The organism is Corallococcus sp. AB045 (assembly GCF_003668895.1).
Taxonomy (GTDB): Bacteria; Myxococcota; Myxococcia; order Myxococcales; family Myxococcaceae; genus Corallococcus; species Corallococcus coralloides.
In genome coordinates this window covers 20,749-45,919 of sequence record NZ_RAWN01000004.1, presented here as the reverse complement: position 1 = coordinate 45,919, position 25,171 = coordinate 20,749, and the positions used below count along the sequence as shown (strand labels likewise).

Annotated in this window: 25 protein-coding genes; 20 read left to right on the top strand and 5 right to left on the bottom strand. The window is 70.9% G+C overall.

All coding sequences use genetic code 11. The annotated features are described in order from the left end of the window. Positions 1 to 343 precede the first annotated feature (343 nt). Positions 344 to 1,957 carry an SPFH domain-containing protein gene (locus tag D7Y21_RS01620; RefSeq protein WP_121710807.1) on the top strand — a complete coding sequence of 538 codons (1,614 nt, stop codon included), beginning with the start codon at positions 344 to 346 and terminating at the stop codon, positions 1,955 to 1,957. 70 nt (positions 1,958 to 2,027) lie between these two features. Next, a complete protein-coding gene (locus D7Y21_RS01615; RefSeq protein ID WP_121710806.1) occupies positions 2,028 to 3,452 on the top strand; it encodes a protein-disulfide reductase DsbD in 1,425 nt (474 codons plus the stop codon). Positions 3,453 to 3,468: 16 nt separating this feature from the next. Here the strand turns inward: D7Y21_RS01615 and D7Y21_RS01610 are convergent, their stop codons facing one another. Together D7Y21_RS01610 and D7Y21_RS01605 are read right to left on the bottom strand one after the other, a co-directional pair. Beyond that, positions 3,469 to 4,059 carry a tRNA-uridine aminocarboxypropyltransferase gene (locus D7Y21_RS01610; RefSeq protein ID WP_121710804.1) on the bottom strand — a complete coding sequence of 197 codons (591 nt, stop codon included), beginning with the start codon at positions 4,057 to 4,059 and terminating at the stop codon, positions 3,469 to 3,471. After that, positions 4,056 to 4,607, bottom strand: coding sequence for a hypothetical protein (locus D7Y21_RS01605; protein WP_014395291.1), 552 nt, complete (start codon positions 4,605 to 4,607; stop codon positions 4,056 to 4,058). The genes D7Y21_RS01610 and D7Y21_RS01605 overlap by 4 nt, the downstream gene beginning before the upstream one ends. A gap of 495 nt (positions 4,608 to 5,102) precedes the next feature. Between D7Y21_RS01605 and D7Y21_RS01600 the strand changes: the two genes are divergently transcribed. The 8 genes from D7Y21_RS01600 to D7Y21_RS01565 all read left to right on the top strand — a co-directional run bounded on the left by D7Y21_RS01600 (position 5,103) and on the right by D7Y21_RS01565 (position 11,630). Then, positions 5,103 to 5,684: an RNA polymerase sigma factor gene (locus tag D7Y21_RS01600; protein ID WP_120564062.1), complete on the top strand. Its 582-nt coding sequence runs from the start codon at positions 5,103 to 5,105 to the stop codon at positions 5,682 to 5,684. Beyond that, complete coding sequence (locus tag D7Y21_RS01595) at positions 5,681 to 6,160, top strand: anti-sigma factor (protein ID WP_120564063.1); 480 nt, start codon at positions 5,681 to 5,683, stop codon at positions 6,158 to 6,160. The genes D7Y21_RS01600 and D7Y21_RS01595 overlap by 4 nt, the downstream gene beginning before the upstream one ends. Positions 6,161 to 6,306: 146 nt before the next feature. Next, positions 6,307 to 7,155, top strand: a complete 849-nt coding sequence (locus D7Y21_RS01590; RefSeq protein ID WP_121710802.1) for a zf-HC2 domain-containing protein — start codon at positions 6,307 to 6,309, stop codon at positions 7,153 to 7,155. A gap of 70 nt (positions 7,156 to 7,225) precedes the next feature. Then, positions 7,226 to 7,477, top strand: a complete 252-nt coding sequence (locus D7Y21_RS01585) for a hypothetical protein (protein WP_121710800.1) — start codon at positions 7,226 to 7,228, stop codon at positions 7,475 to 7,477. A gap of 287 nt (positions 7,478 to 7,764) precedes the next feature. Next, positions 7,765 to 9,111 (top strand): M24 family metallopeptidase, encoded by a 1,347-nt coding sequence (locus D7Y21_RS01580; RefSeq protein ID WP_121710797.1) that lies wholly within the window; start codon positions 7,765 to 7,767, stop codon positions 9,109 to 9,111. An 85-nt stretch (positions 9,112 to 9,196) separates the two neighbouring features. Next, positions 9,197 to 9,967 (top strand): hypothetical protein, encoded by a 771-nt coding sequence (locus D7Y21_RS01575; RefSeq protein WP_121710795.1) that lies wholly within the window; start codon positions 9,197 to 9,199, stop codon positions 9,965 to 9,967. Positions 9,968 to 9,978: 11 nt separating this feature from the next. Further along, positions 9,979 to 10,998 (top strand): hypothetical protein, encoded by a 1,020-nt coding sequence (locus D7Y21_RS01570; RefSeq protein WP_120564067.1) that lies wholly within the window; start codon positions 9,979 to 9,981, stop codon positions 10,996 to 10,998. A 2-nt stretch (positions 10,999 to 11,000) separates the two neighbouring features. Continuing rightward, positions 11,001 to 11,630 carry a hypothetical protein gene (locus tag D7Y21_RS01565; protein WP_121710793.1) on the top strand — a complete coding sequence of 210 codons (630 nt, stop codon included), beginning with the start codon at positions 11,001 to 11,003 and terminating at the stop codon, positions 11,628 to 11,630. 47 nt (positions 11,631 to 11,677) lie between these two features. Here D7Y21_RS01565 and rtcR read toward each other — a convergent pair whose 3' ends face one another. Beyond that, on the bottom strand, positions 11,678 to 13,309 hold the full coding sequence (rtcR, locus tag D7Y21_RS01560) for an RNA repair transcriptional activator RtcR (RefSeq protein WP_121710791.1): 1,632 nt from the start codon (positions 13,307 to 13,309) through the stop codon (positions 11,678 to 11,680). A gap of 145 nt (positions 13,310 to 13,454) precedes the next feature. Between rtcR and D7Y21_RS01555 the strand changes: the two genes are divergently transcribed. The 4 genes from D7Y21_RS01555 (at position 13,455) to D7Y21_RS01540 (ending at position 17,168) form a co-directional block, all read left to right on the top strand. Further along, a complete protein-coding gene (locus tag D7Y21_RS01555) occupies positions 13,455 to 14,690 on the top strand; it encodes an RtcB family protein (RefSeq protein WP_120564070.1) in 1,236 nt (411 codons plus the stop codon). Between the two features lie 188 nt (positions 14,691 to 14,878). Then, positions 14,879 to 15,895, top strand: a complete 1,017-nt coding sequence (gene rtcA / locus D7Y21_RS01550; RefSeq protein WP_121710853.1) for an RNA 3'-terminal phosphate cyclase — start codon at positions 14,879 to 14,881, stop codon at positions 15,893 to 15,895. 137 nt (positions 15,896 to 16,032) lie between these two features. After that, the gene (locus D7Y21_RS01545; protein WP_121710789.1) at positions 16,033 to 16,890 is read left to right on the top strand and encodes an Fpg/Nei family DNA glycosylase; all 858 of its coding nucleotides are present in this window, start codon (positions 16,033 to 16,035) and stop codon (positions 16,888 to 16,890) included. A gap of 20 nt (positions 16,891 to 16,910) precedes the next feature. Then, entirely contained in the window at positions 16,911 to 17,168 is a 258-nt protein-coding gene (locus D7Y21_RS01540; RefSeq protein WP_167548185.1) for a hypothetical protein, read from the top strand. Here D7Y21_RS01540 and D7Y21_RS01535 read toward each other — a convergent pair whose 3' ends face one another. Next, complete coding sequence (locus D7Y21_RS01535; RefSeq protein WP_121710787.1) at positions 17,169 to 17,828, bottom strand: hypothetical protein; 660 nt, start codon at positions 17,826 to 17,828, stop codon at positions 17,169 to 17,171. A gap of 107 nt (positions 17,829 to 17,935) precedes the next feature. Between D7Y21_RS01535 and D7Y21_RS01530 the strand changes: the two genes are divergently transcribed. From D7Y21_RS01530 to D7Y21_RS01510, 5 genes are all read left to right on the top strand, one after another. Continuing rightward, positions 17,936 to 19,075 carry a response regulator gene (locus D7Y21_RS01530; protein WP_121710785.1) on the top strand — a complete coding sequence of 380 codons (1,140 nt, stop codon included), beginning with the start codon at positions 17,936 to 17,938 and terminating at the stop codon, positions 19,073 to 19,075. 87 nt (positions 19,076 to 19,162) lie between these two features. Continuing rightward, complete coding sequence (locus tag D7Y21_RS01525) at positions 19,163 to 19,912, top strand: YebC/PmpR family DNA-binding transcriptional regulator (RefSeq protein ID WP_121710783.1); 750 nt, start codon at positions 19,163 to 19,165, stop codon at positions 19,910 to 19,912. Positions 19,913 to 19,949: 37 nt separating this feature from the next. Continuing rightward, on the top strand, positions 19,950 to 20,531 hold the full coding sequence (ruvC, locus tag D7Y21_RS01520; protein ID WP_120564075.1) for a crossover junction endodeoxyribonuclease RuvC: 582 nt from the start codon (positions 19,950 to 19,952) through the stop codon (positions 20,529 to 20,531). Then, positions 20,528 to 21,142, top strand: a complete 615-nt coding sequence (ruvA, locus tag D7Y21_RS01515) for a Holliday junction branch migration protein RuvA (RefSeq protein WP_120564076.1) — start codon at positions 20,528 to 20,530, stop codon at positions 21,140 to 21,142. Before ruvC ends, ruvA begins: the two co-directional genes overlap by 4 nt. A 286-nt stretch (positions 21,143 to 21,428) precedes the next feature. Then, positions 21,429 to 22,913: an ELWxxDGT repeat protein gene (locus D7Y21_RS01510; protein ID WP_120564077.1), complete on the top strand. Its 1,485-nt coding sequence runs from the start codon at positions 21,429 to 21,431 to the stop codon at positions 22,911 to 22,913. Between the two features lie 9 nt (positions 22,914 to 22,922). Here the strand turns inward: D7Y21_RS01510 and D7Y21_RS01505 are convergent, their stop codons facing one another. After that, positions 22,923 to 24,008 (bottom strand): hypothetical protein, encoded by a 1,086-nt coding sequence (locus tag D7Y21_RS01505; RefSeq protein WP_121710781.1) that lies wholly within the window; start codon positions 24,006 to 24,008, stop codon positions 22,923 to 22,925. Between the two features lie 119 nt (positions 24,009 to 24,127). On the opposite strand from D7Y21_RS01505, the gene ruvB reads away from it, so the two are divergent. Then, positions 24,128 to 25,165 (top strand): Holliday junction branch migration DNA helicase RuvB, encoded by a 1,038-nt coding sequence (gene ruvB, locus D7Y21_RS01500; RefSeq protein WP_121710780.1) that lies wholly within the window; start codon positions 24,128 to 24,130, stop codon positions 25,163 to 25,165. Positions 25,166 to 25,171: the final 6 nt, after the last annotated feature.

Here is a 25,171-nt window from a genome sequence, read left to right as displayed (position 1 = left end):
AGGAGGGTGGAACACCCCTCCGCTCCCCGGCGACGCGGTGGGTCCGCGCGCAGCGGCAGGGTCTACATGGGCCCACACGAATGTGGACCGGACTGGTCAATTATAAAATCGACCCCCCTCGGGTCAAGGGAACATGGGGTCCGAGGCCCCTGTCCGCGACGCATCTGGTCGTGGAGTGCACCGGGCTGGTTCAACGCACCTCCAGAGTGGAGCACTCCAACTGCGCCGGATTGGAGCGGGGTGATCCGAAACAGCGCTTCGCGCGCCCATAAGTGCCCGTTTCGCGGTACCCCGGGGCATGGCCGGGCGCCTGCACTGGAGCAGCCGCGGAGGGTGCCACCACATGAGCGCCAACGCGAAGTCGCAGGCCCGGAGCAACGCCCAGGACACGCAGCAGGACGGGACGGGGCGGCCGTCGCTGATCCGCCTGGAGGGGGGCCTGGAGCGCTCCCGCTACGCGGACGGCTGGCGGGCGGGCAAGCCCGCGGAGGATCCGGACAAGGTGAAGAAGTGGGGGCTCATCACCGCGCGGCCCAGCGAGTTCCTCATCCACATGCGCCGGGGGCGCGTGCGCGAGGTGAGCGGCCAGGGCGCGAGCTGCTTCAAGCTGCCGGGGGACTCGGTGGCCATCGTGCCCACCAGCATCCAGCGGTTCCAGTTCACCGCGGATCAGGTGACGAGCGAGAAGGTGGGCGTGGCGGTGACGGGCCTGGCGGTGTACCGCATCGCGGATCCGCTGGTGGCCTTCCGGATGCTCAACTTCAGCTATCCGGAGCGCGCGCAGGAGAAGCTGGCGGAGCTGCTCGGGGAGATGTTCGTGGGCGCGGCGCGCCGGCTGGTGGCGAACCTCACCGTGGAGGAGTGCCTCACCCGGCGCAAGGAGGGAATCGCGGCGGAGCTGATGCGCGAGATTGCCCCGGTGCTCTCCGGGCGGGGCCGGCTGGAGGACCGCACCGACACGGGCTGGGGTGTGTTGCTGGACACGATTGAAATCCAGGACGTGCGCGTCCTGTCCTCCTCTGTCTTCGAGCACATGCAGGCCCGCTTCCGGCGGGAGCAGGAGCGGCAGGCGCGCGAGGCGGAGCTGGCCAAGGAGCGCTTCGTGCGGCGCGAGGAGACGGAGGCCGAGCGTGTGCTCAACCTCCAGAAGCTCGCCGCGCGCGAGGAGGTCCGCCAGCGCACCCAGGCCACGGAGGAGCAGGCGCAGATGGAGCAGCTCGCGCAGGAGGCGCGGCTGGCCCAGGCGAAGATGGAGCAGGCGCGCCAGCAGCAGCAGGAGCGGACCTCCGTGGAGCGCGAAGTGGCGCTCGCGAAGCTGACCGCGCAGGAGGAGGTCCGCACACGCACGGAGGCGCTGAAGGAGCAGGCCCGGCTGGAGGCGCTGGCCACGGACGCGCGGCTGGAGGAGGCGCGGCTCACGAGCGAACGGCAGCTCGCGTACAACCGCGCGCAGGGGGAACTGGAGGAGCTGCGCTGGGAGCAGGAGGCGGAGGCCGCCAAGGCGCAGGTGGAGCTGGAGCGGATGCGCCGCCAGCAGGAGGCGGAGGCCGCGCGTCATGAGGTCCAGCTCGCCGAGGCCCGGCAGGAGGCCGAGCAGTTGTCCGCCCGGCTCCAGGTGCTGCTGGCGAAGCAGTCCATCGCGGAGGCGGAGGCCGGCATCGCGGAGCTGGAGCTGCGGCGCACCCGCGCGCAGCAGGGGCTGGAGCTGGAGCGGGCGAAGACGCTGCGCGACATCGAGAACTCGGTGAGCCCGGAGGTCATCCAGTTGACGTTGGCGCGGCAGCTGCCGCAGGTGGCGGCGGCCTTCCAGCAGCAGATGGGCGAGGTGCACGTGACGGCGGTGGATGGAGCGAACCCCTTTGGCTACATCGCCGCCGCCGTGGAGGGCGTGATGGGGCTGGCACGCTCCGCGGGACTGAAGGTGCCTGCCTCCCCTGCGCAGATGCCGGCGGGGTAGCCGCGTCCCCGGCCTCCGCATATAGAAGGGAGCCTCCGAAGGTCCGGACGCGCGGAGGCGTAAGGCACGCATGGACACGAAGAAGCTGACGCTGGCGGCGGTGGTGGCGGGAATGGCGGTGGTGGTGGTGCCGTGGCTGTTGCCTACGGGCCCGAGCGCCGGGCTGGACGCGGCCCGGTTCCTGGAGTCCGGGAACCTCGCGTGGGGCGCGCTGGTGGTGTTCGCCGGCGGCCTGCTCACCGCGATGACCCCGTGTGTGTACCCGCTCATCCCCATCACCGTGTCGGTGTTCGGTGCGAGGAAGGCGGAGTCGCGGGGCCGCTCGCTGGCGCTGACGACGTCGTACATCGTGGGCATGGGCGTGGTGTTCAGCGCGCTGGGCGTCCTGGCGGCGAAGACGGGCCAGGCCTTCGGCTCCATGCTGGGCAGCCCCGTGGTGGTGCTGGGGCTGGCGCTGTTCCTGCTACTGCTGGCCTCGTCGATGTTCGGCGCGTTCGAGCTGGCGCTGCCGTCGTCCATGCAGACGAAGCTGAGCAACGTGGGCGGCGCGGGCATCGCGGGCGCGTTCGTGATGGGCAGCGTGTCCGGGTTCCTGGCGGCGCCGTGCACGGGGCCGGTGCTCACGGGCCTCCTGGCCTTCGTGGCGAAGTCCGCCAACACGACGCTGGGCGCGACGCTGCTGTTCATCTACGCGCTGGGCATCGGCGTGCCGTTCTTCCTCATCGGCGTCTTCACCGTGCGCCTGCCGCGCGGTGGCGTGTGGATGGAGTGGGTGAAGAGCGTGCTGGGCATCATGCTGGTGGCGCTCGCGTTCTCGTACGTGAAGGACGCCTTCCCCTGGGCGCGCGACACCGTGAAGGCGCTGGGCGCCGAGGTGGGGCAGGTGCCCGGCGCGGTGCTGGCCGCGGTGCTGGTGGTGGTGGGCGTGCTGGTGGGCGCGGTGCACCGCTCGTTCAAGGAGGGCGCACGCGACTTCGGCTTCAAGGCGCTGGGCGTGACGCTGGTGGTGGGTGCGCTGGTGATGCGCGGCGGAGCGCTGGACGCGCGGCCCACGGGTGAGCTGTGGGTGCGCATGGGACTCCAGGAGCACCCGGTGGCGCCGTCCTGGCAGTGGCACCACGTGATGCCGCAGAAGAAGGCGACGTTCGACGCGAGCCAGTTCGAACAGGTGCTCGCGGCGGCGAAGAAGGAGGGCCGTCCGGTGCTCATCGACTTCTTCGCGGACTGGTGCGCGGCCTGCAAGGAGCTGGACCGGCTGACGTATCCGTCCACGGAGGTCATCTCCCAGGCCGAGGACAGCCGCTTCCTCACCATCAAGATCGACGCGACGAACAGCGAGGACCGCCTGGACGCGCTGATGGAGCAGCTGGGCGTGGAGGGCCTGCCCACGGTGGCCTTCGTGAACCCGGACGGCACCGTGCTGACGAAGCCTCGCGTGACGGGCTTCCTGGAGCCCGTGCCCTTCGCGGCGGAGATGCAGAAGGTCCTCCAGTAGGAGGCCCGTCAGCGCGTCAGAGGTAGTTCTCCCACCCCAGCCGGCCGCGGCTCGCGAGCACGCGTTCAATCATCAGCTCGTGCAGCGTGAGCAGCGGCTTCGCGAGCTCCTCGCCCTCCAGCCGCGCGAGCGCACCGGCCATGGCCTCCAGCGTGGACATCCCGTCCGGGTGCGGAGGCTTGCGAAGCCGGCGCGTATCCGGCGCGGGCGGCGGCAGCCTCATCCCCGGCAGCCGCCGCAGTGCAGGGACGCGCTGCACCATGCGCCGCGCCTGCGCCCAGCTCCCGTCGATGACCACGAGCCGCTTCGGCGGAGGGCCCTCCGCCTCCGGTGCGTCCGGGAACAGGAGCCACGTGTCCGGCGCGTCCAGCACCGACGCGTCGAAGGGGGCCCCTGGCGCGCCATAGGACACGATGTGGCAGCGGGGCAGGGCCAGCGCCGCGATGCGCGCCGTGTTGGTGCTCTTCTGCGACTCCTTGTTGTGCCGGATGATCAGCAGCTCCGTGCGCGTGGGGATGACGGGCACGTCCGCGCACAGGCACAGGGCCGTGGGCAGGTAGCACCGCTCACAACGGCCCGACAGGTCCTCCGGGGTGCTCGACCTCATTTCGCCGCGGTGCGGTAGCGCTCCATCAAGGCCCGCGCTTCACGCAGCTTCTCCTCGACGAAGCGGTCGTCCGCGTCCGGCTCGTATTCGGCGTCCGGCGGATCCAACTGGAAGAGGGCGGACAGGCTCGCGGGGGCGACCTCCAGCCACTCGGACGTGCGGGTGAGCGCGGCCTGCCTCCGCCCGGCGAAGGTCTCCGGCCCGTCCTCCGGGCCGCACCGGCAGATGCGCGCGGAGTCCCCGGACACGTCCACGTAGAGCCCCAGCACCTCCGCGTCCACCTCCGCCGCCAGCGCGCAGGTGGCCTCGCTGACGTAGGCCGCCATGGCCTGCGCCGCGCTGCGCTCCGTCAGCGAACGCACCAGGTAGACCTGCCACCCGGCCTCCGTGAGCGCCCCGGCCTCACTCAGCGGGGCCAGCTCCGCCGGCGGTGCCTGGATGCGCGACAGGAGCCGGCGCACCGGGACCTCCAGCCGCTCGAGCCGGGCGTTCGACGCGGGGCAGAAGAAGACCACGCGGTACTCTCGGCTGTCGGCGGCGGTTTCCATGGGCATACGGCGGTGACCCAAGAGGACCAAAGGACTCCCCAGGCACGCAAGGGGGGAGTTACACCCGAGGACGCTTCCCCGTGCACCCAGGGGCCTCCTCCAGGCCCGGAACACGACGCGGCGGGACACGTCCCCCCGCCTGACGCACCAGGAGATGCCACCGCGACCCGCGCACACCGCGGATCCGCGCGTTCACGAAAACGCTCCAGCCGCCGGAAAGCCCCTGGGGCATGCTGGACGCCCATTTTCCGCCCCCCTTTTTCACGCAGGGTCCGGCACGCGCCACCCCGGAGGCAAGTCACACCCATGGAGAGGCATTGAACCGGGGAGTCCCTGGATGTCTGTCTATTCCATGCAAGGAATTGGCGTCTGCTTGAAGTGTTTCAGCCGTACTGGTCGCCGTGACGCGGAAAGAAGCGCGACAGCGTTTGTCGCATCCGTGAGAAAAAAAGAATCCGGCCCTCGGCGTTCTCTGGAGGGAAGGGAGGCGGTCGCATGGTGCCAGGGAGGGAGGAGCCGCCAGTCCGGGAGGGCTCTGGAGGGGAGTTCGCCGCGTTCGCGATCCGCCATCAGCCGGTGCTGGTCGCCATCGCGCGCAATGTCTGCGGCAAGAGTGCCAGTGATTGCGACGACCTGGTGCAGGACGTGCTCTTGCGCGCGCTCCTGCAATGGGAGCGGCTCAAGCGTTGGCCGGAGCCCGCACGCCGCGCGTGGCTGGTGCGCGTGCTGCACAACCGGTTCCTGGACCAGTGCCGCCGCCAGGGCGCGGAGACGGACCGCCGGGTGGACCTGCACAACGTCCACATGCTCTTCGAGGACCCGGAGGACGCGCCGGAGCCCGAGCAGTGGGAGTGCGTCACGGAGGACGAGCTGCGCCAGGCCGTGGCGCGGCTCAATGAGAAGCTGCGCCAGGCGTTCGAACTGCACGCGCGGGGCCTGCGCCACGCGGAGATCGCCCGGCGGATGAACACCCCCAGCGCGGGAACGGTGGGCACGTGGCTCTTCCACGCCCGCCGCCGCCTCAAGGCCATGCTCCACGACACCGCGGAACGCCGCCGCCAGGAGAGGGAACGATGAGCACCGCGTGTGAGTGTGAGGACCTCCAGCCCTTCCTGGACGGGAGCCTGTCCGCCGAGGACCAGCGCCGCGTCCGGGGCCACCTGGCCACCTGCGACGTCTGCGCCCGCCGCTTCCACGACCTCTTGCAACTGGAGATGCTCGCGAGGCTCGCGCTGGAAGATCCCGCGGAGAGCGAGCGCTGGGTGTCCGCCCGCCAGGCCCGCGAGACGGTGCCCGGGTCCGACTGGGACGACGTGCCGGAGAGCTGGCCCGGGGACGTGCTCGCCGCGCAGGCGCCCCTGCCCCCGGAGCGCGAGGGCCGCGCCTGGCACCAGGGCGCCCGCCGCTTCCGCCGCCGCTGTCCGGGGTGCGCCAACTGCTGCCCCTGGTTCGCGGAGACGGAGGCCGTGGAGGCCGTCAGCGCGCCGCGCCTTCCGTGCCCGCGCACCAGCCGCTCCGGCGCGACGCTGCTGCGCCCCCGCACGCGCCGCTGAAAAGGGCGCTCGCCGCCTGCTCCTCCCTGGGGGGCAGGCGAGGGAGCCAGCGGCGAACGCTGCCAGCGGAATCCACCAAGGATTGCTCCCGCTCGCGTTTCGCAAGGGACGGGAGGCGGCCTCGCGACTCCAGGCCCTGACGCTTGATGGATCTCTGGTGCAAGAAGCTCTACCGGTTCCTGGATGGGGAGCTGGAATCGGGGGACGAGGAGCACTTCCGGCTCCATCTGGCCCTCTGCCGTGCGTGCGCCAGCGGGCTGCATGATGCCATGCAGTTGGAGATGCTCAGCGTCCAGGCCCTGTGTGGCGCGGTGGCCCACAACGACGCGCCACCACCGCCTGCCCCCGTCCGCTTGCCGTTCCGCTTCTCGTTGCCGCGCGGCCGGTGGCGGCATGCGCTGGGGGCGGTGATGGCCATGGGGCTGGGCGCGCTCGCCGCGTTCATGACCGGGGACGGCTTCCGGCCGGGGGACGCGTGGCGGGCGGATGCGTCCGCGCGGGAGCTGGAGGCGCGCATCGCGTACCCGGCCGCGGACCGCTACCTCCCCTACGTCCCGGTCCGGACGGGGGCGAGGGGCGGAGCGACGCTCGCGACCGAACCGCCGGTGCCCCTGCGGACCCTGGCGGCGCTGGAGGAGCGGGGGGACCTGCACGGCATCGCGGCGGCCTACCTGGTGCGCGGCGAATTGCGTCAGGCGTCGGACTTCCTGGCGCGCAGCGCCCCCTCGCTGGACCGGGACAGCGACCGGGCCGTGGTGGCGATGGCGGCGGGGGATTGGCGGGGCGCCCTGGCGCTGCTCGAAGGCGTGTTGCGTCAGGCACCGGACCATCCCCAGGCCCTGTGGAACCGGGCGCTGGTGCTCCGGGCCATGGGGCTCCCGCTCCAGGCGGCGGAGGCCTTCGAGGCCGTGGCCCGCCGGGGGGAGCCGGGGTGGAGCGAAGAGGCCGGAATCCGGGCCCTGGCGCTCCGGCAGGGGGGCTCGTTCCTGAAATGACCGGGGGCGACCCAAGGATTCTGGCGATCGGCGTCTATTAATCGAGGCGCGGCGTGGCGGCGGCGGCGGGGTGGACGGCAAGACACCGCACCGGGGGGACGCGATGTACCGCATCGATGCGTGGAGCCAGGGGGACGGCGAGCTGTGGGCGCCCGGTTCCAACGGGGGCGCGGGCGTGCGGCTGGAGGACGAGGTCCGGGAGCCGAGGGGGTACCGGGTCGAGGAGCAAGAGGGGGACGGGGATGAGGACTCCCGGCACGAAGGCGAGGAATCGCTCTTCGATTTCGAGGAAAGCGACCTGGATTGGGTCGCCAGCTACTGAGGTAACGGCGCGCGCGGTTGGATGTCCGCGCTCCACGCGGCCTTCGGGGGAGGGCCGCCGCTTCCAGTGGATTCGCGGGCCGTGAGGCCTGCCGGATTCCAGGTGTCCCGGACCGGGGGGGACGGGATCCGGAAGCGTGTGGGAGCGAGGACATCCGAGCGGGTGAGCAGGTGGGAATGCGCCCCAGGCCCTCCGTTCCCGGACCCCATGGGTTCCGGGAGCGGGGGGCTTCGGTTTTTCGGGCGCGCTAGGCTGCTCCACCTCCTTCCCGACCCGGAGTTCCCGACATGAACCATTGGCGCGCAGTTCTGCCCGCCCTGAGCCTGGGCTGTCTGGTGGCGTGTGCCACCGTTCCCATGAGCGCCCCCACCGCCCTCACGACCCCACCCGTGCCGCCGCCGTCCCAGGAGCGGGCCCTGCGCGAGTCCTGGCTGAAGGAGCGGCATGGGCTGCTGCTGGACATGATGCGCCGGCACGGCGTGGCCATGTGGGTCGTGGTCAACGAGGAGTTCCACGATGATCCGCTGACGGCCTGGGTCGCGCCGCCGCTGCCGTACGCGGGCAACCGCGACGTGTTCGTCTTCGTGGACGCGGGCGACGCGGGGCTCCAGAAGGTCGCGTTGACGGGCTACGCCACGGAGGCGGTGGCGCGCTTCTTCCAGGCGCCCCCGGTGGAGCGCAAGCAGACGGAGGCGCTCGCGGACCTGGACGCGCGCTACCACCCTCGCACCATCGCGCTGGCCATGGACGGGCGGCGGGGCGTGACGCGCAGCCTGACGCACGACACCTACAAGTGGCTGGTGGAGGCGCTGGGCCCGTCCGCGGAAGCGCGCTTCGTGAGCGCGGCGCCGCTCATCGAGGAGTACCTGGACACGCGGCTGCCCGGCGAGCTCACGCCCTACCGCGACCTGGTGGTGCTGACGGAGTCGCTGGTGAAGCGGGCGCTCTCCAATGAGGTGGTGGTTCCCGGCAAGACGACGGTGGGGGACGTGCGCCGCTGGCTCTACGACGCGCTCTTCGAGGCGCGCGTGGGCACGTGGTTCCAGCCGGACCTGCGCGTGCAGCGGCAGGGCATGAAGGACGGTTTCTCCCGAGGCTTCCTGGCGGTGGCGGACGAGGCGGTGGTCATCCAGCGCGGCGACCTGCTGCACGTGGACTTCGGCGTCTCGGCGCTGGGGCTGAGCACGGACTGGCAGAAGATGGCGTACGTGCTGAAGGACGGCGAGCAGGACGCACCGGAGGGGCTGAAGCGCGCGCTGGAGAACACGCGGACGCTGCAGGACGCGCTGATGCTGCGGGCGTCGCGGCCGGGGCGCTCGTCGGCGGACGTCTACGACGCGACGATGGCGGAGATGAAGGAGCGGGGCATCGAAGCCAAGGTCTACAGCCATCCGCTGGGCGCGCAGGGCCATGCGCTGGGCTCATCCATCGACTTCCGCGCGGCGTCGCGCTCGGAGGCGCCCCGGTTGTTGCGCAAGGGCTCGTACCTCGCCGTCGAGCTCAGCACCACCACCGCCGTGCCTGAGTGGGGCGGGCAGCAGGTGGCGGTGATGCAGGAAGATCCGGCGTACCTGACGGACGAAGGCTGGCGGTTCTTCGTGCCGCGCCAGGACGCCTTCTATCTCATCCACTGACGACACGAAGGGAGCGGACGTGATGCGCGTGGGCAGACCAAGGACGACGTTCAGTAGGGGGGCGTGCGCACTGCTCCTCCTGGGAGTGACGGGGTGCAGCGCCGCCAGTGGGGACGAAGCCCCCGCGCGGCAGGAGAGCCCCCTGTCCGCGGAAGCGTCGCTGCGGCCGCCGCGCGCGGTGGACAGCCTGCTCGGCTTGTTCGACCAGACGGCCTCGGTGGTGGAGGGTGAAGTCACGGACGTGCGCAGCGAGTACTCGCCGCGCACGGGCCCGTGGACGGTGGTGACGCTGGGGAACGTGCGGGCACACCTGGGCGCGGCTCCGCGTGAGCTGCGCCTCAAGCAGGCCGGAGGGATGCTGCCGGATGGACGGCAGCTCGTGGTGAGCCATGTGCCCCGCTTCGTCCGGGGCGCGCGCTACGTGGTCTTCCTGCGCAACACCGGGTGGCGCCTGTCGCCGGTGCTGGACGAGCACGCCTTCCGAGTGGAGTCGGTGGCGGGCCGCGAGGTGCTGGTGGGGGCAGAGGGCGGGCTCGTGGCAGGCCTGGGCTCGGCGGGGGTGCGGCAGACGGCGCCGGTGTTCGAGACGGTGGACCTGATGGGCGTCCGTCCGGCGCTGCTCAAGGATGCGCAAGCCCGGGGAGCTCCGGAGGGGATGGAGCGGGAGGCGTTCCTCTCGCTGCTCCAGAGCCACCTGCGCGCGCGTGGGCTCACGGTGACGGGGGCGTTCCGCGAGGAGCCCGTCACCACCGCGTCGTCGCTGTCCGTGCCGGTGACGCCCGCCGCGGGCGCGTCCGTGGTGCCGGGTGCCGTTCCCCTCCAGCCCGAGCGGGACATCCCGCCCGGCCAGCCGTGATGAGGTCCGCCATGAAGACAACGACATTCGTGGGCGTCGTCGCGGCGCTGGTGCTGGGCGGCATGGAGGCGGGCGCCGCCGCCTGGGACACGTGCAATGGGACGCCGGTGAAGTGGTACAGCGGGCCGGCCGTGTACCGGAACCGGTGCAGCATCCCGGACTCCGGCAACGTCAACACGGCGTACTGGAACGGCTTGCGGCAGTGGGACGACCTGTCTCACATCGTCAGTGGCTTCAACGTGAACGCGGCGACGGACTGCTCGCTGGACCACAGCGACGGACAGAACGAGATCGGCCTGTGTGACCGGGCGTCCATCGACGGGAACAACGGCGTGACGTACTCCGTCGTGGGGCTGTGCTTCATCGGGAGCAACGGCATCGACGAGGCGGACGTCTGCATCGCCAGCGACCTGGACTTCACGCCGCGCACCGGCAATGCGTTCGGCACGTCCGGCCGGGGCACGTTCGTGCACGAGGCGGGGCACTTCTTCGGCTTCAAGCACGAGGGCGGGCACAGCATCCTGCGCACCTCGCCGCCGCACCTGGTGACGGGCGGCTACGAGTCCTCCACGCTGTGGCCCACGAACGCGCAGGGCATGAACACGCTGTACGGCTATTCGGTGACGAAGCCGAACCTGCTGCCGTCCGCCATGGGTGTGGTGGGGGACGTGGCGCAGACGCTGGACCCGGCTGGAACGAAGTCGGTGTGCCGGGGCACGGCGCAGAGCGTGAAGTTCTACGTGGGCAACCTGGGCAACGCGGCCGTGTCGTCCTACTCGATGCGCGTGCGCCTGAGTCCGACGGCGCCGCCGAATGGCTACTACGAGTCCACCAACGTGGTGGGCACGTTCAACCACTCGCTGGGCGCGTTCTCGGAGGGCATCTATTCGCTGGGCTTCACGGTGCCTTCGACGCTGCCGTTCACCACGTACTACGTCTACCTGGACATGGATCCGGCGGGCGCGGTGGACGAGCTGCGGGAGAACGACAACACCACCGTCAGCGCCATGGTCCTGCGGGTGGGGTGCTGAGCATGCGGCACGGGGTCCTGATGGTGGCGCTGCTCCTGGGCGCCTGCTCGAAGCCGAGAGAGGAGCGGGTGACGTCGCGTGGTGCCCTCACGGCGGCGGAGCTCCCCCAGCCACGCGGCGCGGCCACGGTGCGGGCTGACGACCGTGCCTACTCCGCCCCGTCCGTCCGGTTCAGCGCCGACTTCCTGGTGGATCCACCCGTCACCTTGTGGATGGTCGCGCTGAGCGCGCAGTCGCAGGACGGGGGCACCTGGCGATTCCGCATGCCTGTGAATGAGAAGTTCGTCACGTCGAAGCACGCCACCGCTCGAATCATCCCACAGACGGCGTTGGGAGCGGGCCTGGCGGTGGTGGACTACCAACTGGCTGGGGAGCCCGCGATGATGATGGACGAGGGCACCCTGGAGCTGACCGTCACCGGGAAGCAGGCGAAGGGTGAGGTCCGGATGAAGGACGGGCGCGTGCGTGCGACGTTCGAGGGACCACTGACCTTCGAATGCATGGTGCCGCCCGCGTGGCTGGGCGGCTCGAACGCGCCCGTTCCGGCTTCTCCGGAGGAGGGCGAGGTCCGGGTGCTCGATGAGGCCTTGGCCACGAAGCAATGCCGGTCCATCGCGGACACCTTCCGCTGACGCCGGGCCTCCCCGTGGGTCCATCCAACAGGGCCCACGGGGTGGCATCACTCCGCATCGCGACCACTCACGTCGGCCCACGCCAGCCCGAAACGCGCCAGGTACTTCCGGAGCCGGTCCGCGTCGTTGACGCTCTTCTTCTGCGCTCGTGACTGCGCGAACAACATCCGGCCCGCGTCCGACAATGAGCGCGCGGAGCGGCACACCGTCACCACATCCGCGAGCTGCACGCGGTCGAACCGGTCCAGCTCCGCCGCCCGCGCCGCTCCCATCACCTCCACCAAGACGTCCTCACTTGCTGACATCGCCGCCGCGCCCGCGGGCCGCCACTGCGAACGCAGGCGGTCCAACTCCTCGTCCACCACGTCGCGGGTCATGCGCCCACCGGCCGCCAGCGTGGACATGCGCAGCACCGCCGCGTTGAGGTCCCGGAAGTTGCCGCTCCACCGGCCTTCAGGGGACGTGGCGAAGCGCAGGAAATACTCCTGCGCCTCCTTGCTCATCGTCACCCGCGTCCCCAACGCCTGGGACGCCTGATCCAGTTCGTATTGCAGGTTGGGCGCGATGTCCTCCGGACGCTCGCGCAGCGCGGGCAACCGGAAGGTCCACAGGTTGATGCGCGCGAGCAGGTCCTCGCGGAACCGTCCCCGCTCCACGTCCAGTTGGAGGTCGCGGTTCGTTCCCGCGATGAGCTGGAAGTCGCTCTCCGCCTCCTTGTCCGCGCCCACCGGCAGGAACCGCTTGTCCTCCAGCGCTCGCAGCAACATGGCCTGCTCGTCCGCGCCCAGCTCTCCAATCTCATCCAGGAACAGCACGCCGCCGTTCGCCTGCCGCATCAATCCGGGCCGGTCTCCCACCGCGCCCGTGAACGCGCCCTTCACGTGGCCGAAGAGCGTGGACATGGCGCCGTCGCCGCGCAGCGTGGCGCAGTTCAGGTCCACGAACGGTCCCGTCACCTGGTTGCGCGCCTTCTTCAGCGCGTAGATGCGCTTCGCGAGCTGTGACTTGCCCGCGCCCGTGGGGCCCGTCAGCAGCAGCGGCGCTCGGGATTGCACCGCCACCTGTTCAATCCGCTCGATGATCCGGTTGAACGCGGCGTTGCGCGTGTCGATGCCGGACTTGAGGAATGACAGGCCTTCGCGCTGCTGTTGCCGGAAGCGCGCCGCCAGCGTGTCGTAGTTCGACAGGTCCAGGTCGATGATGGCGTGCGTGCCCACCGCCCCGTGGTCCTTCCCCTTGCCCGGGGACGTCTGCACCAGCCGGCCTGGAATCAACCGGCTCTCCACCAGGAGGAACATGCAGATCTGCGCGATGTGCGTGCCCGTGGTGATGTGCACCAGGTAGTCCTCGTCCTCCGGATGGAAGGACTGCGCGCGCACGTGGTCCAGCAGCGCGCCATAGGTCTCCTCCAGGTTCCACGGGTCCCGGATGGGCAGTGACGTGAGCCGCACCTGCGTCTCCGGCGACACCTGCGCGATGTCGTCCCGGATGACCGCCGCCAGCGACGTCCCGTGAGGCGGGTGCAGCAACTCCAGCCGGTGCACCAGCAGGTCCTCCTGCTGACACAGCGACACCGTGGGCCGCCACCGCGCCCAGCGGTGCGCCCCCATCCCCGTGTCCAGCGTCGTCCCCAGCATCCCGATGACGACCGTCCGCCGCGCCTTCGCCTTTTGAGCCATCAGGATACGTATTTATCCCATGGGATACGGATTTCCAGCCTGCCCCAGTGTCTCCCTCGGGAGCGGCGTTGGCACGCCGGCTGCTCTAGCTCCCCCACGTGACCGGGATACAGAGCCCGGTCGAACGACCGAAAGGTGCAGCGCCATGGACCGGACGAACGCGAACTACGAAGTGATGTCGGACGAAGCGGGCCGCCCCATCAAGACGTGGACGGTGGGGGTGCCGTTCGAGGACGAGGCGAAGAAGCAGCTTCGCAACCTCCGCGGCCTGCCCTTCATCCACAAGTGGGTCGCCGCGATGCCGGACGTGCACCGCGGTTACGGCGCGACGGTCGGGAGCGTGGTGCCCACGGTGGGCGCGGTGGTGCCGGCGGCGGTGGGCGTGGACATCGGATGCGGGATGATCGCCGTGCGCACGACGCTGCGCGCGGATCAGCTGCCGGACTCGCTGCGCGGGGTTCGCTCGGCCATCGAGGCGGCGGTGCCGCACGGCCGTACGGACAACGGTGGCCGGAATGATCGTGGCGCGTGGAAGGACTCGCCCGCGACGCATACCGGTGCCTGGGCCCGCCTGGCGGAAGGGTACGCGCGCATCGTCGCGAAGCACCCGCGCATCGGCCGTGGGCCGGAGCTGGCGCACCTGGGAACGCTGGGAACGGGTAACCACTTCATCGAGCTGTGCGTCGATGAGTCGGACGGCGTGTGGCTGATGCTGCACTCGGGGTCGCGCGGCGTGGGTAACCGCATCGGAAGCCACTTCATCGAGCTGGCGAAGCAGGACATGGAGCGCTTCTTCATCCGCCTGCCGGACGCGGACCTGGCGTACCTGCCGGAGGGGACGGAGCACTTCGACGACTACGTGTTCGCGGTGAGCTGGGCGCAGGACTTCGCGGCGATGAACCGCGAGCTCATGCTGCACTCGGCGGTGGAGGCCCTGAAGGCGAGCGGTGAGCTGCCTCCGTTCGAGCTGTCCGAGTCCGCGGTGAACTGCCACCACAACTACATCTCGCGCGAGCACCACTTCGGAAAGAACTGCTTCGTGACCCGTAAGGGCGCGGTGCGGGCGCGCGAGGGCGACATGGGAATCATCCCCGGCAGCATGGGGGCCCGTTCCTACATCGTCCGCGGGAAGGGAAACGCGGATGCCTTCCACTCGTGCAGCCACGGCGCGGGCCGGGTGATGTCGCGCGAAGCGGCGAAGAAGCGCTTCACGCTGGAGGACCACGAGAAGGCGACCGCGGGCGTGGAGTGCCGCAAGGACGTGGACGTGATTGACGAGACGCCGGCCGCGTACAAGTCCATCGACGCCGTGATGGCCGCGCAGGCGGACCTGGTGGAGGTCGTCCACACGCTCAAGCAGGTGGTGTGCGTGAAGGGATAAGCGAAGGAAAACCCCACCCGCCGTCCTGCGGAGGTGCTCATGCCGGGATGAAGACACCGAGGCGCCCGTTCCCCCCAAGAGGTCCGCGAAAGCGGCCGTTAAGGGTGGGGGAGCGGGCGCCGCTATTTTTTGAAATCAGGGATGGGATGCTGCACACGTCCGCGAGCGCGCAAAGGAGCACCACGCACATGGTTCGCATCGATGGTTCACAGGGGGAGGGGGGCGGCCAGGTGCTGCGCACCGCGCTGGCGCTGTCGCTGGTGACGGGCACGCCGTTCGAGATGGTCAACGTGCGCGCGGGCCGCGCCAAGCCGGGCCTCCTGCGCCAGCACCTCACCGCGCTCAAGGCCGCGGAGGCCGTGGGCGCCGCGGAGGTGACGGGCGCGGAGCTGGGCTCCAAGCAGCTGTCCTTCCATCCGCGCGCGTTGTCCGCGGGCAACTACCACTTCGCGGTGGGCACGGCGGGCAGCGCGACGCTGGTGCTCCAGACGGTGCTGCCCGCGCTCCTGCACGCGGAAGGGGCCTCCACGCTGATGCTGGAGGGGGGGACGCACAACCCGGCGGCGCCGCCGTTCGAGTTCCTGGAGAAGGCGTATCTGCCGCTCCTGCGCCGCATGGGCCCGCGCGTGGACGTGGCGCTGGAGCGGCCCGGCTACTATCCGGCGGGCGGCGGACGGTTCCGCGTGGACATCCATCCCGCGAAGCTCCAGCCGCTCCAGTTGCTGGAGCGCGGCCGGGTGCTGCGCACGGAGGCCGTGGCCCAGGTGGCGTCCATCCCCTTCGACGTGGCGAAGCGCGAGCTGGAGACCGTGGCCGCCGTGCTGAAGCTGCGTCCGGATCAGCAGCGGCCGGAAGAGCTCAAGCGCGCCTACGGTCCGGGCAACGTGCTGCGCGTCGAAGTGGAGTGCGAGCACGTGACGGAGGTCTTCACCGGCTTCGGCGAGCGTGGCAAGCGCGCGGAAGTCGTGGCCGAGGAGGTCGCCGCGAAGGTGAGGCGCTACCTGGACGCGGGCGTGCCCGTGGGCGAACACCTGTGTGATCAGCTCCTGCTGCTGTGCGCCCTGGCGAAGGGTGGCCACTTCCGCACGGTGGCGCTGGACAGCCATTCGCTCACGCAGCGCGAGACGATGGCGCACTTCCTCGACGTGAAGGTGGACGTGCGGGAGCTGGAGCGCGACGTCCATGAGGTGACGGTGCGCGCCTGACGTAGGGCGGGGCAGGGCGGTGCACCCTTGTCCGGCCGGACGCCCGGCGGTCGGACGAGGCACGCGTTCAGCAGGGCCCAACCCATGGCGTTACCTCGCAGCCTTCCTACGTTGTGACCCGTGGGGGAGGCTTGAGCGTGGCGGAAGTCCCTGAAGTCGAAATCATCGTCCGTGACCTGAAGCAGGCCGTCGTGGGCCGGCGCTTCGTGGGCGCGGAGGTGCTGGTGCCCGCGGCGGTGCGCTTCGCCTCGCCGCCGGACTTCATCCAGAACCTCCAGGGCCGCAAGGTGCTCGCGGCCGAGCGGCGCGCGAAGTTCATGCTGCTCACGCTGGATGACGGGCAGACGCTCGCGCTGCACTTCATGCTCTGGGGCGAACTTCAGCTGCGGCCCGTGGGAAGCGAGCGGCCTCCCGAGACGCTCGTCGTCCTCACGCTGGAGGGCAATGAAGAACTCCAGCTCACCGACACGCTGGGTTACGCGCGCGTGGCGCTGGGGCCCACGGCGCTGCTGGCCTCGCAGCTCAAGCTGGAGGAACTGGGACCGGAGGCGCTCGATGAGACCTTCACTCCGGAGGTGCTGGCGAAGCAGCTTCGCCGCAGGCGCAGTCCGCTCAAGACAGTGCTCTTGAATCAGCGCGTGCTCGCGGGGCTGGGCAACCGCGACGCGGACGAGAGCATGTGGGGCGCGGGCATCGACCCACGGCGGCTGGCGTCGTCCCTGTCTCCCGCTGAAATCGTCCGGCTGCACCAGGGCATCCGCGACGTGCTGGAGGAAGGCCTGCGGCTGCGCGGCACGCAGCGCGACCTGTTCGGTGTGCAGGGGCAGGCGAAGCACCGGCGCAACATCTTCGGCAAGACGGGAGCGCCTTGTCCCCGCTGCGCCACGCCCGTGTCTCACCTGCGCATCGGCGGCCGCAACACGCATTGGTGTTCGCACTGCCAACCCGAGAACGGCGCCGCGACAGAGGCCCCGGCGCAGACGTCACTGCTCTGACAAGGCTCCGGGGGGCTGGTATGAACGGGAGCGTGTCCGACGTTCCCGCCCCCTCACCCCTGTCCCTCGATGACGCGCTCGCGCGAGCTAGCGAGGAGCTGCAGTTCCCCAGCTACTACCAGTCCAGCGTGCGGCCACTCCTGCGCAACCCGGAAGGGCGCTGGCCCCACTGCTGCGGCGGAGGCTGCGAGCCGTGCGCCCAGACGCTCATCCGCGTCGCGCTGCGCGCGTTGGAACTGATGGGCACGCCGCGCCAGAGCCCTCCGCCGGATTTCTAGTCAGAACAGCCGCGTCCCCAGGCCCACGCGCCCCGTGAGCCCCAGCCGCGTGTGGCCCGCGCCCGCGCGCTCCTGGAACGTCTCCACGCCCACCTGTCCCGCCGCGAGCAGCGACAGGTTGCCGCCCAGGTACACCTCCACGCCAAAGCCTCCCAGCGCCTGGAAGCGCCGCTGCTTGTCGCCCGAGAGCCCCAGGTCGATGGGCAGGTCCACCAGGCCCAGCACCACCACGGTGTCCGCCACGCGGTAGCCCGCCACCATCCCCGGCAGGATGCGCACCAGCACACCGGAGAAGTTGTCGTCGTCCATGTACGTGGAGCCGGAGTTGAGCACCAGGCCCACGCCCAGCGTCGGCGCCAGCCTGAACGCCCCGCTCCGCACCACCTCCTTGCGGCCCACGAGCTCCAGCGACGCGCCCAGCTTGAACCAGTCGAAGCGCGCCCGTGCCTCCACCTCCAGCGCGCCCAGTCCCTGCCGGAACCCCAGGCCCACCTCCGGCGCGCCCGTGTAGCCATAGAGCGCCGTCGCCCCCGCGGGCAGCATCACCGGCGCCACCACGGAGCCCAGCGGGTCCTCCTGTGAGAAGGACACTTCGGCGTCCTGGGCGGAGGCCAGTCCGGGCACGACGAGGAGGGCGAGCAACAGTCCGAGGCGCGTCATGGGCGCGCACCCTAGCTTGGGATGCAGCCTGGCCAAAACCCAACGAATCCAGGGACTTGGGGGCAGGTTGTGCATTCGCGCGGGATCCCTGGAAGAATGGGGAATCCATGGTTGCCTACCTGCACGCCGCACCGCCTCCTGAAACCTCCACGCCCGCGGGAGGTCGTGACGCACTCGACCTGCCGGGTGGGGCCGGGGGCTGGGTGCTGCTCGTGGGTGAGGCGGCGCGGCCCGCGGTGGCGGAGGCGCTCGCCCGCGAAGGCTTCGAGCCCGTGCATGTGGATGGGGCACGCGCGGCGCTGAAGCGGCTGGGCGTGGAGGCTGGAGGGACGCTGCCGGACGCGGCGCCCACGGACTCGAAGGCCGAGCTGCCCCGGCTGGTCATCATCGACGCCGACCTTCCGGACGGCGACGGCTTCAGCCTCTGCGGTGTGCTCCGCGCGGACCCGAAGTCCGCGCACCTACCGGTGCTGCTGGTGGCGAAGCACGCGGAGGAGTTCCACCGCGACCTCGCCGCGGGCGTGGGCGCGGACGAGTACCTGGTGGAGCCGGTGGACGCTCGCGACGTGGCGGTGCTCGCGCGGCTCAAGGCGGGGCGGCGCGGCGAGGAGGACGTCTACGATGCGCACACCGCGACGCTGCCGCTCGTGGCGTTGATTCGCGCCCTCCTGTCCGGCGTGCGCTCGGGGCGGGTGGTGCTGTCGGAGGACTCGGGCGCTCTCTTCTTCCGCCATGGCCTGGTGGTGGACGCGGCCTTCCACGGCGAGCGCGGCATCCTCGCGTTCCGGCGCCTCTTGTGCTTCGGCGCGGGCGCGTACACGGTGACGTTCGGCCCGGAGCTGCAGCGGGGCTGCTTCTCCATGGACCGCCCGTTCCTGTGCGAGCAGGTGGTGCCCGCCCTGGAGCGCTTCGAACAGCTGCGCGTCAAGGGCCTGCCCCTGGCGGCGCGGCTCACGGTGGACTTCAACCGGCTCTCGCAGGAGCTGCCCTCGCTGCCGGAGGACGTGGAGCAGGTGGTGCGCCTCTTCGATGGGCGGCGCACCGTGCGCGCGATGCTCCTGGAGTGCCGCTTCCCGGAGGCCCTGGCCTACGAGGCGGCGACCCGCCTGTTCATGCTGGGTGTGCTGGTGCCCGCCATCCTGGTGGAGGAGCGAGAGCGCGCCCGGGAGTCCGCGGGACCGCCCCGCCTCTTCGAGCCCGTCCTGGCTCCCGAATCCGGGTCGGAGCCCGGGCCGGACGCGTCGTGAGGGTTTGACTCGGGCGGCCTGCTCGGGGCACAAGGCCGGGAACGCCACGGGCTGAACGCCCGTCCACCCCACGCCGAAGCCGCCCCCATGTCTGGTCACAACCGATGGTCGAAACTCAAGCGCCGGAATGCCGTCCTGGGCGTGGCCAAGGGCAAGCTCTACTCCAAGGCCATCAAGGAGATGACCGTCGCCGCGCGCCTGGGCGGCGGTGACCCGTCCAGCAATGCCCGCCTGCGCGTAGCCGTGGCCCTGGCGCGCGAGTCGAACATCCCGCGCGACACCATCGAGCGCGCCATCAAGAAGGGCACGGGCGAGCTGGCCGGCGAGTCCTACGAAGAGGTGACGTACGAGGGCTACGGCCCCGGCGGCGTCGCGCTCATCATCGAGTGCCTCACCGACAACCGGAACCGCTCCGCCAGCGACGTGCGCAACCTCCTGGGCAACTACGGCGGGAACATGGGCGCGGAAGGCGCCGTGGGCTGGATGTTCCACAAGAAGGGCGTCATCACCGTGAAGCCCGGCCCCACCGAGGACCAGGTGATGGAGCAGGCCCTGGACGCGGGCGCGGAGGACGTCGTGGACCAGGGGCCGGACGGCTTCGAGGTGCGCACCGCCCCGGCGGACCTGCACACGGTGGGCGCGAAGCTGGAGGCCGCGGGACTGCCCCTGGGCGAACAGAAGTGGACCTTCGTGCCGCAGAACACCGTGAAGGTGGAAGGCGACAACGCGAAGCGCCTGTTGAAGCTGATGGACGCGCTCGACGACAACGACGACGTGCAGCACGTGCACGCCAACTTCGAAATCGACGAGTCCCTGATGGAGTCGCTGTCCACGTAAAGCCCCAGCAAGGGGCGCGTGGGAAAGGAACGGGCCGGTGCGGGTACTCGGCGTGGACCCTGGCAGCCGCTTCATGGGCTTCGGGGTGGTGGAGGAGAAGAAGGGAAAGCTCGTGCACCTGGGCCATGGCGTCATCAAGGTGGTGGAGTCCGCGCCCCTCGCTGAACGCCTGAGGGACCTGCACGCCGCCTTGAGCGCCGCGCTCCAGCGCTACCAACCGGAGGCCGTCGCCGTGGAAGGCCTCTTCACCCACCGCAACGCCCGGAGCGCCCTGGTGCTGGGCCACGCGCGCGGCGTGGCGCTGCTCGCCGCTGCGCAGGCGGGCCTGCCCGTGCACGAGTACGCCCCCGCCAGCGTGAAGAAGTCCGTAGGGGCCAGCGGCGCGGGAGGCAAGGACGCCGTGGCGCGCATGGTGCGCACGCTGCTCGGTGTGGATGAAGCGACGCTGGAGCGCGCGGATGCCAGCGACGCGCTCGCCGTCGCAGTGTGCCACTTGAACCAGTTTCGCGTGGGCATGCCCCGCGCCAGCGCTCCCGGCAACGCCAAGCGCAAGGGGGCCGCGTCGGTGCTCGCGGACCGCCTGTCGTCCGCCTACCAGCGCCCGGAGACCCGCCGATGATCGCCCGGCTGCGTGGCAACGTTTTGGAGAAGGGCCCCGAGGATGCCGTCATCGACGTGCACGGCGTGGGCTACCGCGTGAACCTGTCCACCGTCTCGCTGGGCAAGCTGCCCGCGGACGGCCAGCCGGTGGACCTGCGCATCCGCACCGTGGTGCGCGAGGACGCCTTCGAGCTCTTCGGCTTCCTCTCCCCAGCGGAGGAGGAGCTCTTCCAGCTGCTCAACACCGTGTCCCGCGTCGGTCCGCGCATGGCCCTGGGTGTGATGTCCGGCATGGAGGTGGGCGAGCTCATCGCGGCGCTGTCGCGCGGTGAGACGAGCCGGCTCGCGAAGATCCACGGCGTGGGCAAGAAGACCGCGGAGCGGCTCGTCCTGGAACTCAAGGAGAAGGTGCGCAACCTCCACTCGGAGGGCATCGCGCGCGGCACCACCCCCCGCGCGCCCGTCACGTCCGGCAACAAGGCGGACCTCGTCTCCGCGCTGCTCAACCTGGGCTACAAGCAGCCCCAGGCGGAGAAGGCCGCGGACGTCGTCATCGAGCAGCTGGGCCCCGACGCCTCCTTCCAGGCTCTCTTCCGCGAAGCCCTCAAGGCCCTGCGCTCCAGTCCGTGACCTCCGGACACCGCTCCGCCCTCCAGGGCGAGACGCGGTGCTTCCTGGGGTGGGAAATCCTCGGAAAATACGCGCAAGGCTTTTTCCTGTAGGAATCCGCTGTCGTCGCACGGCGAACGCTCCTGCCGTTCGCCTGCCATCATCTGGTGATCCACCTCGCTCACGGTTTGACACCCCTGAGCAATCCTGGCCGGCCGTGAGCTGGCCCATTCCGCTGCAAATATCAATTTCCAGCTCAGGTGCGGTGGTCCCGAAAGGACCGCGCCGCGCCGAGGAGGCGTGTGTCATGGCGGCGTGGCGTGGTGTTCCGGTCGTCGTGCTGCTGCTCTCCGGCGTCATCGGAGTGGGGTGCGGCGCGGCCGAAGGCGAGGACGTGTCGGCGGTGGATGACGTGTCGGCGGCGCTGGGGTCGGCGGCCTCCGGAGGCCCGCAGCCGTGTGGTCCGTCGGCGCGGTCCGTGGGGGATGTCCGGCGCGGCGCGGAGGGCTCGGCGCCGGAGACGCTGGTGGAGGTGGGCGGGCAGGTCTTCTACGCCGCGAACGACGGCGTGTCCGGCCTCGAGCTGTGGGTGACGGACGGGGGCGCCACGGAAGCGCGGCGGGTGAAGGACGTGAGGCCCGGGGCGTACGGCAGCACGCCGCGTTTCCTCACGCGGATGGGCGGGCGGCTGTTCTTCGTCGCGGACGACGGCGCGCACGGGCCGGAGCTGTGGGTGTCGGACGGCACGGCGAAGGGCACGGTGCTGGTGGCGGACATCCGGCCCGGGGCGCGGGGCAGCGTGCCGGACGGGCTGACGGTGGTGGGCAGCCGGCTGTACTTCACCGCGGATGACGGCGTGCGCGGCCGTGAGCTGTGGAGCACGGACGGCACGGCGAAGGGCACGCAGCTCACGCAGGAGTTCGCGCCTGGGCCGGGCTCGCTGTTCCTGGATGACCTGACGGAGTGGAACGGGAAGCTGGCGCTGGTGGCGTACGGCGACGCGGTGACGCTGTGGGTGGTGGAGGGGCGCTCCGGCTCCGCACGGGCGCTCTTCCGCGGCCCGGAGCAGTCCGTCGTCTTCTCGCTGACGCCCGTGGGGAAGGACCGCCTCTTCTTCCTCGTGGACCTGGGCTTCGGCGAGGCGGACCTCTGGGTGACGCGGGGCCAGCCCTTCCTCACCTTCCCGCTCAGGCACTTCGCGGGGGACTACCCGTCGGAGCTCACGCCGCTGGGCAACGCCGTGTACTTCATGGCCGGCGCGGAGGGCTTCTTCGGCGAGCCCGGGGACCTGCTCCACGGCGGCGAGCTGTGGAAGAGCGACGGCACGCTCCTGGGCACCCGCCTGGTGAAGGACGTGCGGCCGGGGCCCCACGGCTCGCTGCCCTCCGGGCTGACGGTGCTGGACGGGCGGCTGTACTTCGCCGCGGATGACGGCGTGCACGGCCGCGAGCTGTGGAGCTCCAACGGCACGGCGCAGGGCACGGTGCTGGTGCAGGACGTGGAGCCGGGCCCCGCGGGCAGCACCCCCACGGCCTTCGCGGTGGTGGACGGGTGGCTCTTCTTCTCCGCGACGACGGCCGGCCGGGGCCGCGAGGGCTGGTACTCCAACGGCGACCCGGGCCACGTGGATCCGATGCGCGACATCGCGCCCGCGGGGCTGGACGCGAACCCCCACGGGTTCGTGCGCGCGGGGGGCTCCGTCTTCTTCATCGCCACGGACCCGGCCCAGGGGGAGGAACCCTGGGCGCTGCCCTTCCTCCCCGCGGCCCGCTGCGCCCGCCTGGAGCCCTGAGGGCGACGGCTACGCCGCGCGCCGCAGCGCGGGCGTGGGGTGCAGCCCGCCCGTGTTCGGCGCGGGCAGCACCACGGTGGGCCCCAGGCCCGGGGCCAGCAGGTGGGCGGTGAGCAGCGAGGACGGGTGGAAGTTCACGAACGACGGGTCATGCGCGGACGGGCCCGCGAAGAGCTTCTCCACCACCATGGACGCGTACTGCTCCAGCGAGTCCTCGCGCGTGTTGCCGTTGAGCACCACCTCCCAGCCCATCTGCTCCGCGAAGCGGCGCACGCCGGGGATGCGCGACAAGAGCGGCGTGTAGCTCTCCGTGCTCACGCCGTTCTCGCTCACCACGAAGACTTCATTCGCGGTGGCCACCGCCAGGGACATGTTCCCCTGCGTGTGGCCGGGCGTGCTGAGCAGCGCCGCGCCCTGGCCCAGCCACGTGTCGCCGTCCAGGAGCACCACGCGCTCGTCGGGGATGTCCGCGCCGCCGGGCACGAACCACACGTGCTGCATGGGGTGCAGGTGCTTCACCATGGTCCACTCCGCGCGCTGCACCAGCAGCCTGGCCCGGGGGAAGACGGGCGGGGCGCCGTCACCGCCCAGCCAGCCGCGCAGGTCCTGGATGTGCAGGTGGTCGAAGGCCAGGTAGTCCACGTCCGACGGTGTCAGCCCCAACTGCTCCAGGTAGCCCTGCACCGTGCCGTGGCGGGTGGACATCACCTTGTCGGAGAGGAACGCGCCGTAGCGCTCGCGCAGCGCGCGGTAGAAGGGCGCCGCGTGGCCCCGCTCGTAGTCGGTGGGGTTGAAGAGCAGCGTGCGCCGCTGGCCGGTGCTGGCCTCCGCGAACTGCACCACCTGCATGCGGTTCGTCATCATCACGTAGGGCGCCGGTGACAGCGCCGCCCCGCTGAAGGCGAACAGCGTGGGGTAGGGGAACGTGATGAGGTCGCACGTGGCCACCGCCGCCACCGGGCCCTCCCGGACGAAGGCTTCGCGGGCCTCCTGCGCGGCGCGGCGCAGCTTCTGGAGACGGGGGCCGGGCGAACGCTCGGCGCGGGCCTCGGGCAGGAGGGGCAGGGGACGGAACGGGGCAGAAGCGGAAATCATGACGCGACTCCCTTCGTGCAGGGGGACGTGCCCCCTGGCTGGCCGGTCGGCGTGCCGCTCCGATTCTAGCGCCGCCAGAAGGGCAGCGACACGCGCCCCCTTCGCTGTATAGGGTCGGAATGGCGATGGCGAGGAAGTCCGACGACACCCTCTCGGGAGATGTTCAGCCGGAAGACATCCGGCTGGAGGCCTCCCTGCGCCCACGCACCTTCGACGAGTACGTGGGGCAGGGTGCGGTCGTCGAAAAGCTGAAGGTGTACGTGGCCGCGGCGAAGAGCCGGGGTGACGCGCTGGACCACTGTCTGTTCTCCGGCCCCCCCGGCCTGGGCAAGACGTCGCTCGCGCACATCATCGCGAACGAACTGGGCGTGGGCGTCCACGTCACCAGCGGCCCCGCGCTGGAGCGCAAGGGCGACCTGGCGGGTCTGCTCACCAACCTCAACGAGCGGGACATCCTCTTCATCGACGAAATCCACCGCCTCAACGCCGCCGTGGAGGAATACCTCTACCCGGCGATGGAGGACTTCCGGCTGGACATCACCATCGACACCGGGCCCGCCGCCCGCGCGATGAAGATTGATTTGCCGCCCTTCACGCTGGTGGGCGCCACCACGCGCACGGGCCTGCTCACGTCCCCCCTGCGCGACCGCTTCCAGATTCAAGAGCGCCTGGAGTACTACGAGCCGAAGTTCCTGGAGCAGATCCTCGACCGCTCCGCGCGCATCCTGGGCGTGCCCATGGACCGCGCCGCCAGCCGCGAAATCTCCACCCGCTCGCGCGGCACGCCCCGCATCGCCAACCGGCTGCTGCGCCGCCTGCGCGACTTCGCCCAGGTGGAGGGCAACGGCCGCATCACCTACGACCTGGCGCACGACTCGCTGAGCCGCCTGGGCGTGGATGCCAGCGGCCTGGACGCGATGGACCGCAAGATTCTCCTGACCATCCTGGAGAAGTTCGGCGGCGGTCCGGTGGGCGTGGAGACCATCGCCGCGAGCGTGGGCGAGCAGCGCGACACCATCGAGGACGTCTACGAGCCCTTCCTCATGCAGGAGGGCTTCCTCATGCGCACGCCCCGGGGCCGGACCGCCACGCTGCGCACCTACCAGTACTTCAAGAAGACGCCGCCCCCCAGCTCCCCGCAAGGGGCGCTCTTCTAGCCCGCA

Excerpts from the sequence above, each read along its gene's own strand:
- D7Y21_RS01620 (WP_121710807.1), top strand. The coding sequence starts at position 344 with ATGAGCGCCAACGCGAAGTCGCAGGCCCGGAGCAACGCCCAGGACACG.
- D7Y21_RS01615 (WP_121710806.1), top strand. The coding sequence starts at position 2,028 with ATGGACACGAAGAAGCTGACGCTGGCGGCGGTGGTGGCGGGAATGGCG.
- D7Y21_RS01610 (WP_121710804.1), bottom strand. The coding sequence starts at position 4,059 with ATGAGGTCGAGCACCCCGGAGGACCTGTCGGGCCGTTGTGAGCGGTGC.
- D7Y21_RS01605 (WP_014395291.1), bottom strand. The coding sequence starts at position 4,607 with ATGGAAACCGCCGCCGACAGCCGAGAGTACCGCGTGGTCTTCTTCTGC.
- D7Y21_RS01600 (WP_120564062.1), top strand. The coding sequence starts at position 5,103 with ATGGTGCCAGGGAGGGAGGAGCCGCCAGTCCGGGAGGGCTCTGGAGGG.
- D7Y21_RS01595 (WP_120564063.1), top strand. The coding sequence starts at position 5,681 with ATGAGCACCGCGTGTGAGTGTGAGGACCTCCAGCCCTTCCTGGACGGG.
- D7Y21_RS01590 (WP_121710802.1), top strand. The coding sequence starts at position 6,307 with ATGGATCTCTGGTGCAAGAAGCTCTACCGGTTCCTGGATGGGGAGCTG.
- D7Y21_RS01580 (WP_121710797.1), top strand. The coding sequence starts at position 7,765 with ATGAACCATTGGCGCGCAGTTCTGCCCGCCCTGAGCCTGGGCTGTCTG.
- D7Y21_RS01570 (WP_120564067.1), top strand. The coding sequence starts at position 9,979 with ATGAAGACAACGACATTCGTGGGCGTCGTCGCGGCGCTGGTGCTGGGC.
- D7Y21_RS01565 (WP_121710793.1), top strand. The coding sequence starts at position 11,001 with ATGCGGCACGGGGTCCTGATGGTGGCGCTGCTCCTGGGCGCCTGCTCG.
- rtcR (WP_121710791.1), bottom strand. The coding sequence starts at position 13,309 with ATGGCTCAAAAGGCGAAGGCGCGGCGGACGGTCGTCATCGGGATGCTG.
- D7Y21_RS01555 (WP_120564070.1), top strand. The coding sequence starts at position 13,455 with ATGGACCGGACGAACGCGAACTACGAAGTGATGTCGGACGAAGCGGGC.
- rtcA (WP_121710853.1), top strand. The coding sequence starts at position 14,879 with ATGGTTCGCATCGATGGTTCACAGGGGGAGGGGGGCGGCCAGGTGCTG.
- D7Y21_RS01540 (WP_167548185.1), top strand. The coding sequence starts at position 16,911 with ATGAACGGGAGCGTGTCCGACGTTCCCGCCCCCTCACCCCTGTCCCTC.
- D7Y21_RS01535 (WP_121710787.1), bottom strand. The coding sequence starts at position 17,828 with ATGACGCGCCTCGGACTGTTGCTCGCCCTCCTCGTCGTGCCCGGACTG.
- D7Y21_RS01530 (WP_121710785.1), top strand. The coding sequence starts at position 17,936 with ATGGTTGCCTACCTGCACGCCGCACCGCCTCCTGAAACCTCCACGCCC.
- D7Y21_RS01525 (WP_121710783.1), top strand. The coding sequence starts at position 19,163 with ATGTCTGGTCACAACCGATGGTCGAAACTCAAGCGCCGGAATGCCGTC.
- ruvA (WP_120564076.1), top strand. The coding sequence starts at position 20,528 with ATGATCGCCCGGCTGCGTGGCAACGTTTTGGAGAAGGGCCCCGAGGAT.
- D7Y21_RS01510 (WP_120564077.1), top strand. The coding sequence starts at position 21,429 with ATGGCGGCGTGGCGTGGTGTTCCGGTCGTCGTGCTGCTGCTCTCCGGC.
- D7Y21_RS01505 (WP_121710781.1), bottom strand. The coding sequence starts at position 24,008 with ATGATTTCCGCTTCTGCCCCGTTCCGTCCCCTGCCCCTCCTGCCCGAG.
- ruvB (WP_121710780.1), top strand. The coding sequence starts at position 24,128 with ATGGCGATGGCGAGGAAGTCCGACGACACCCTCTCGGGAGATGTTCAG.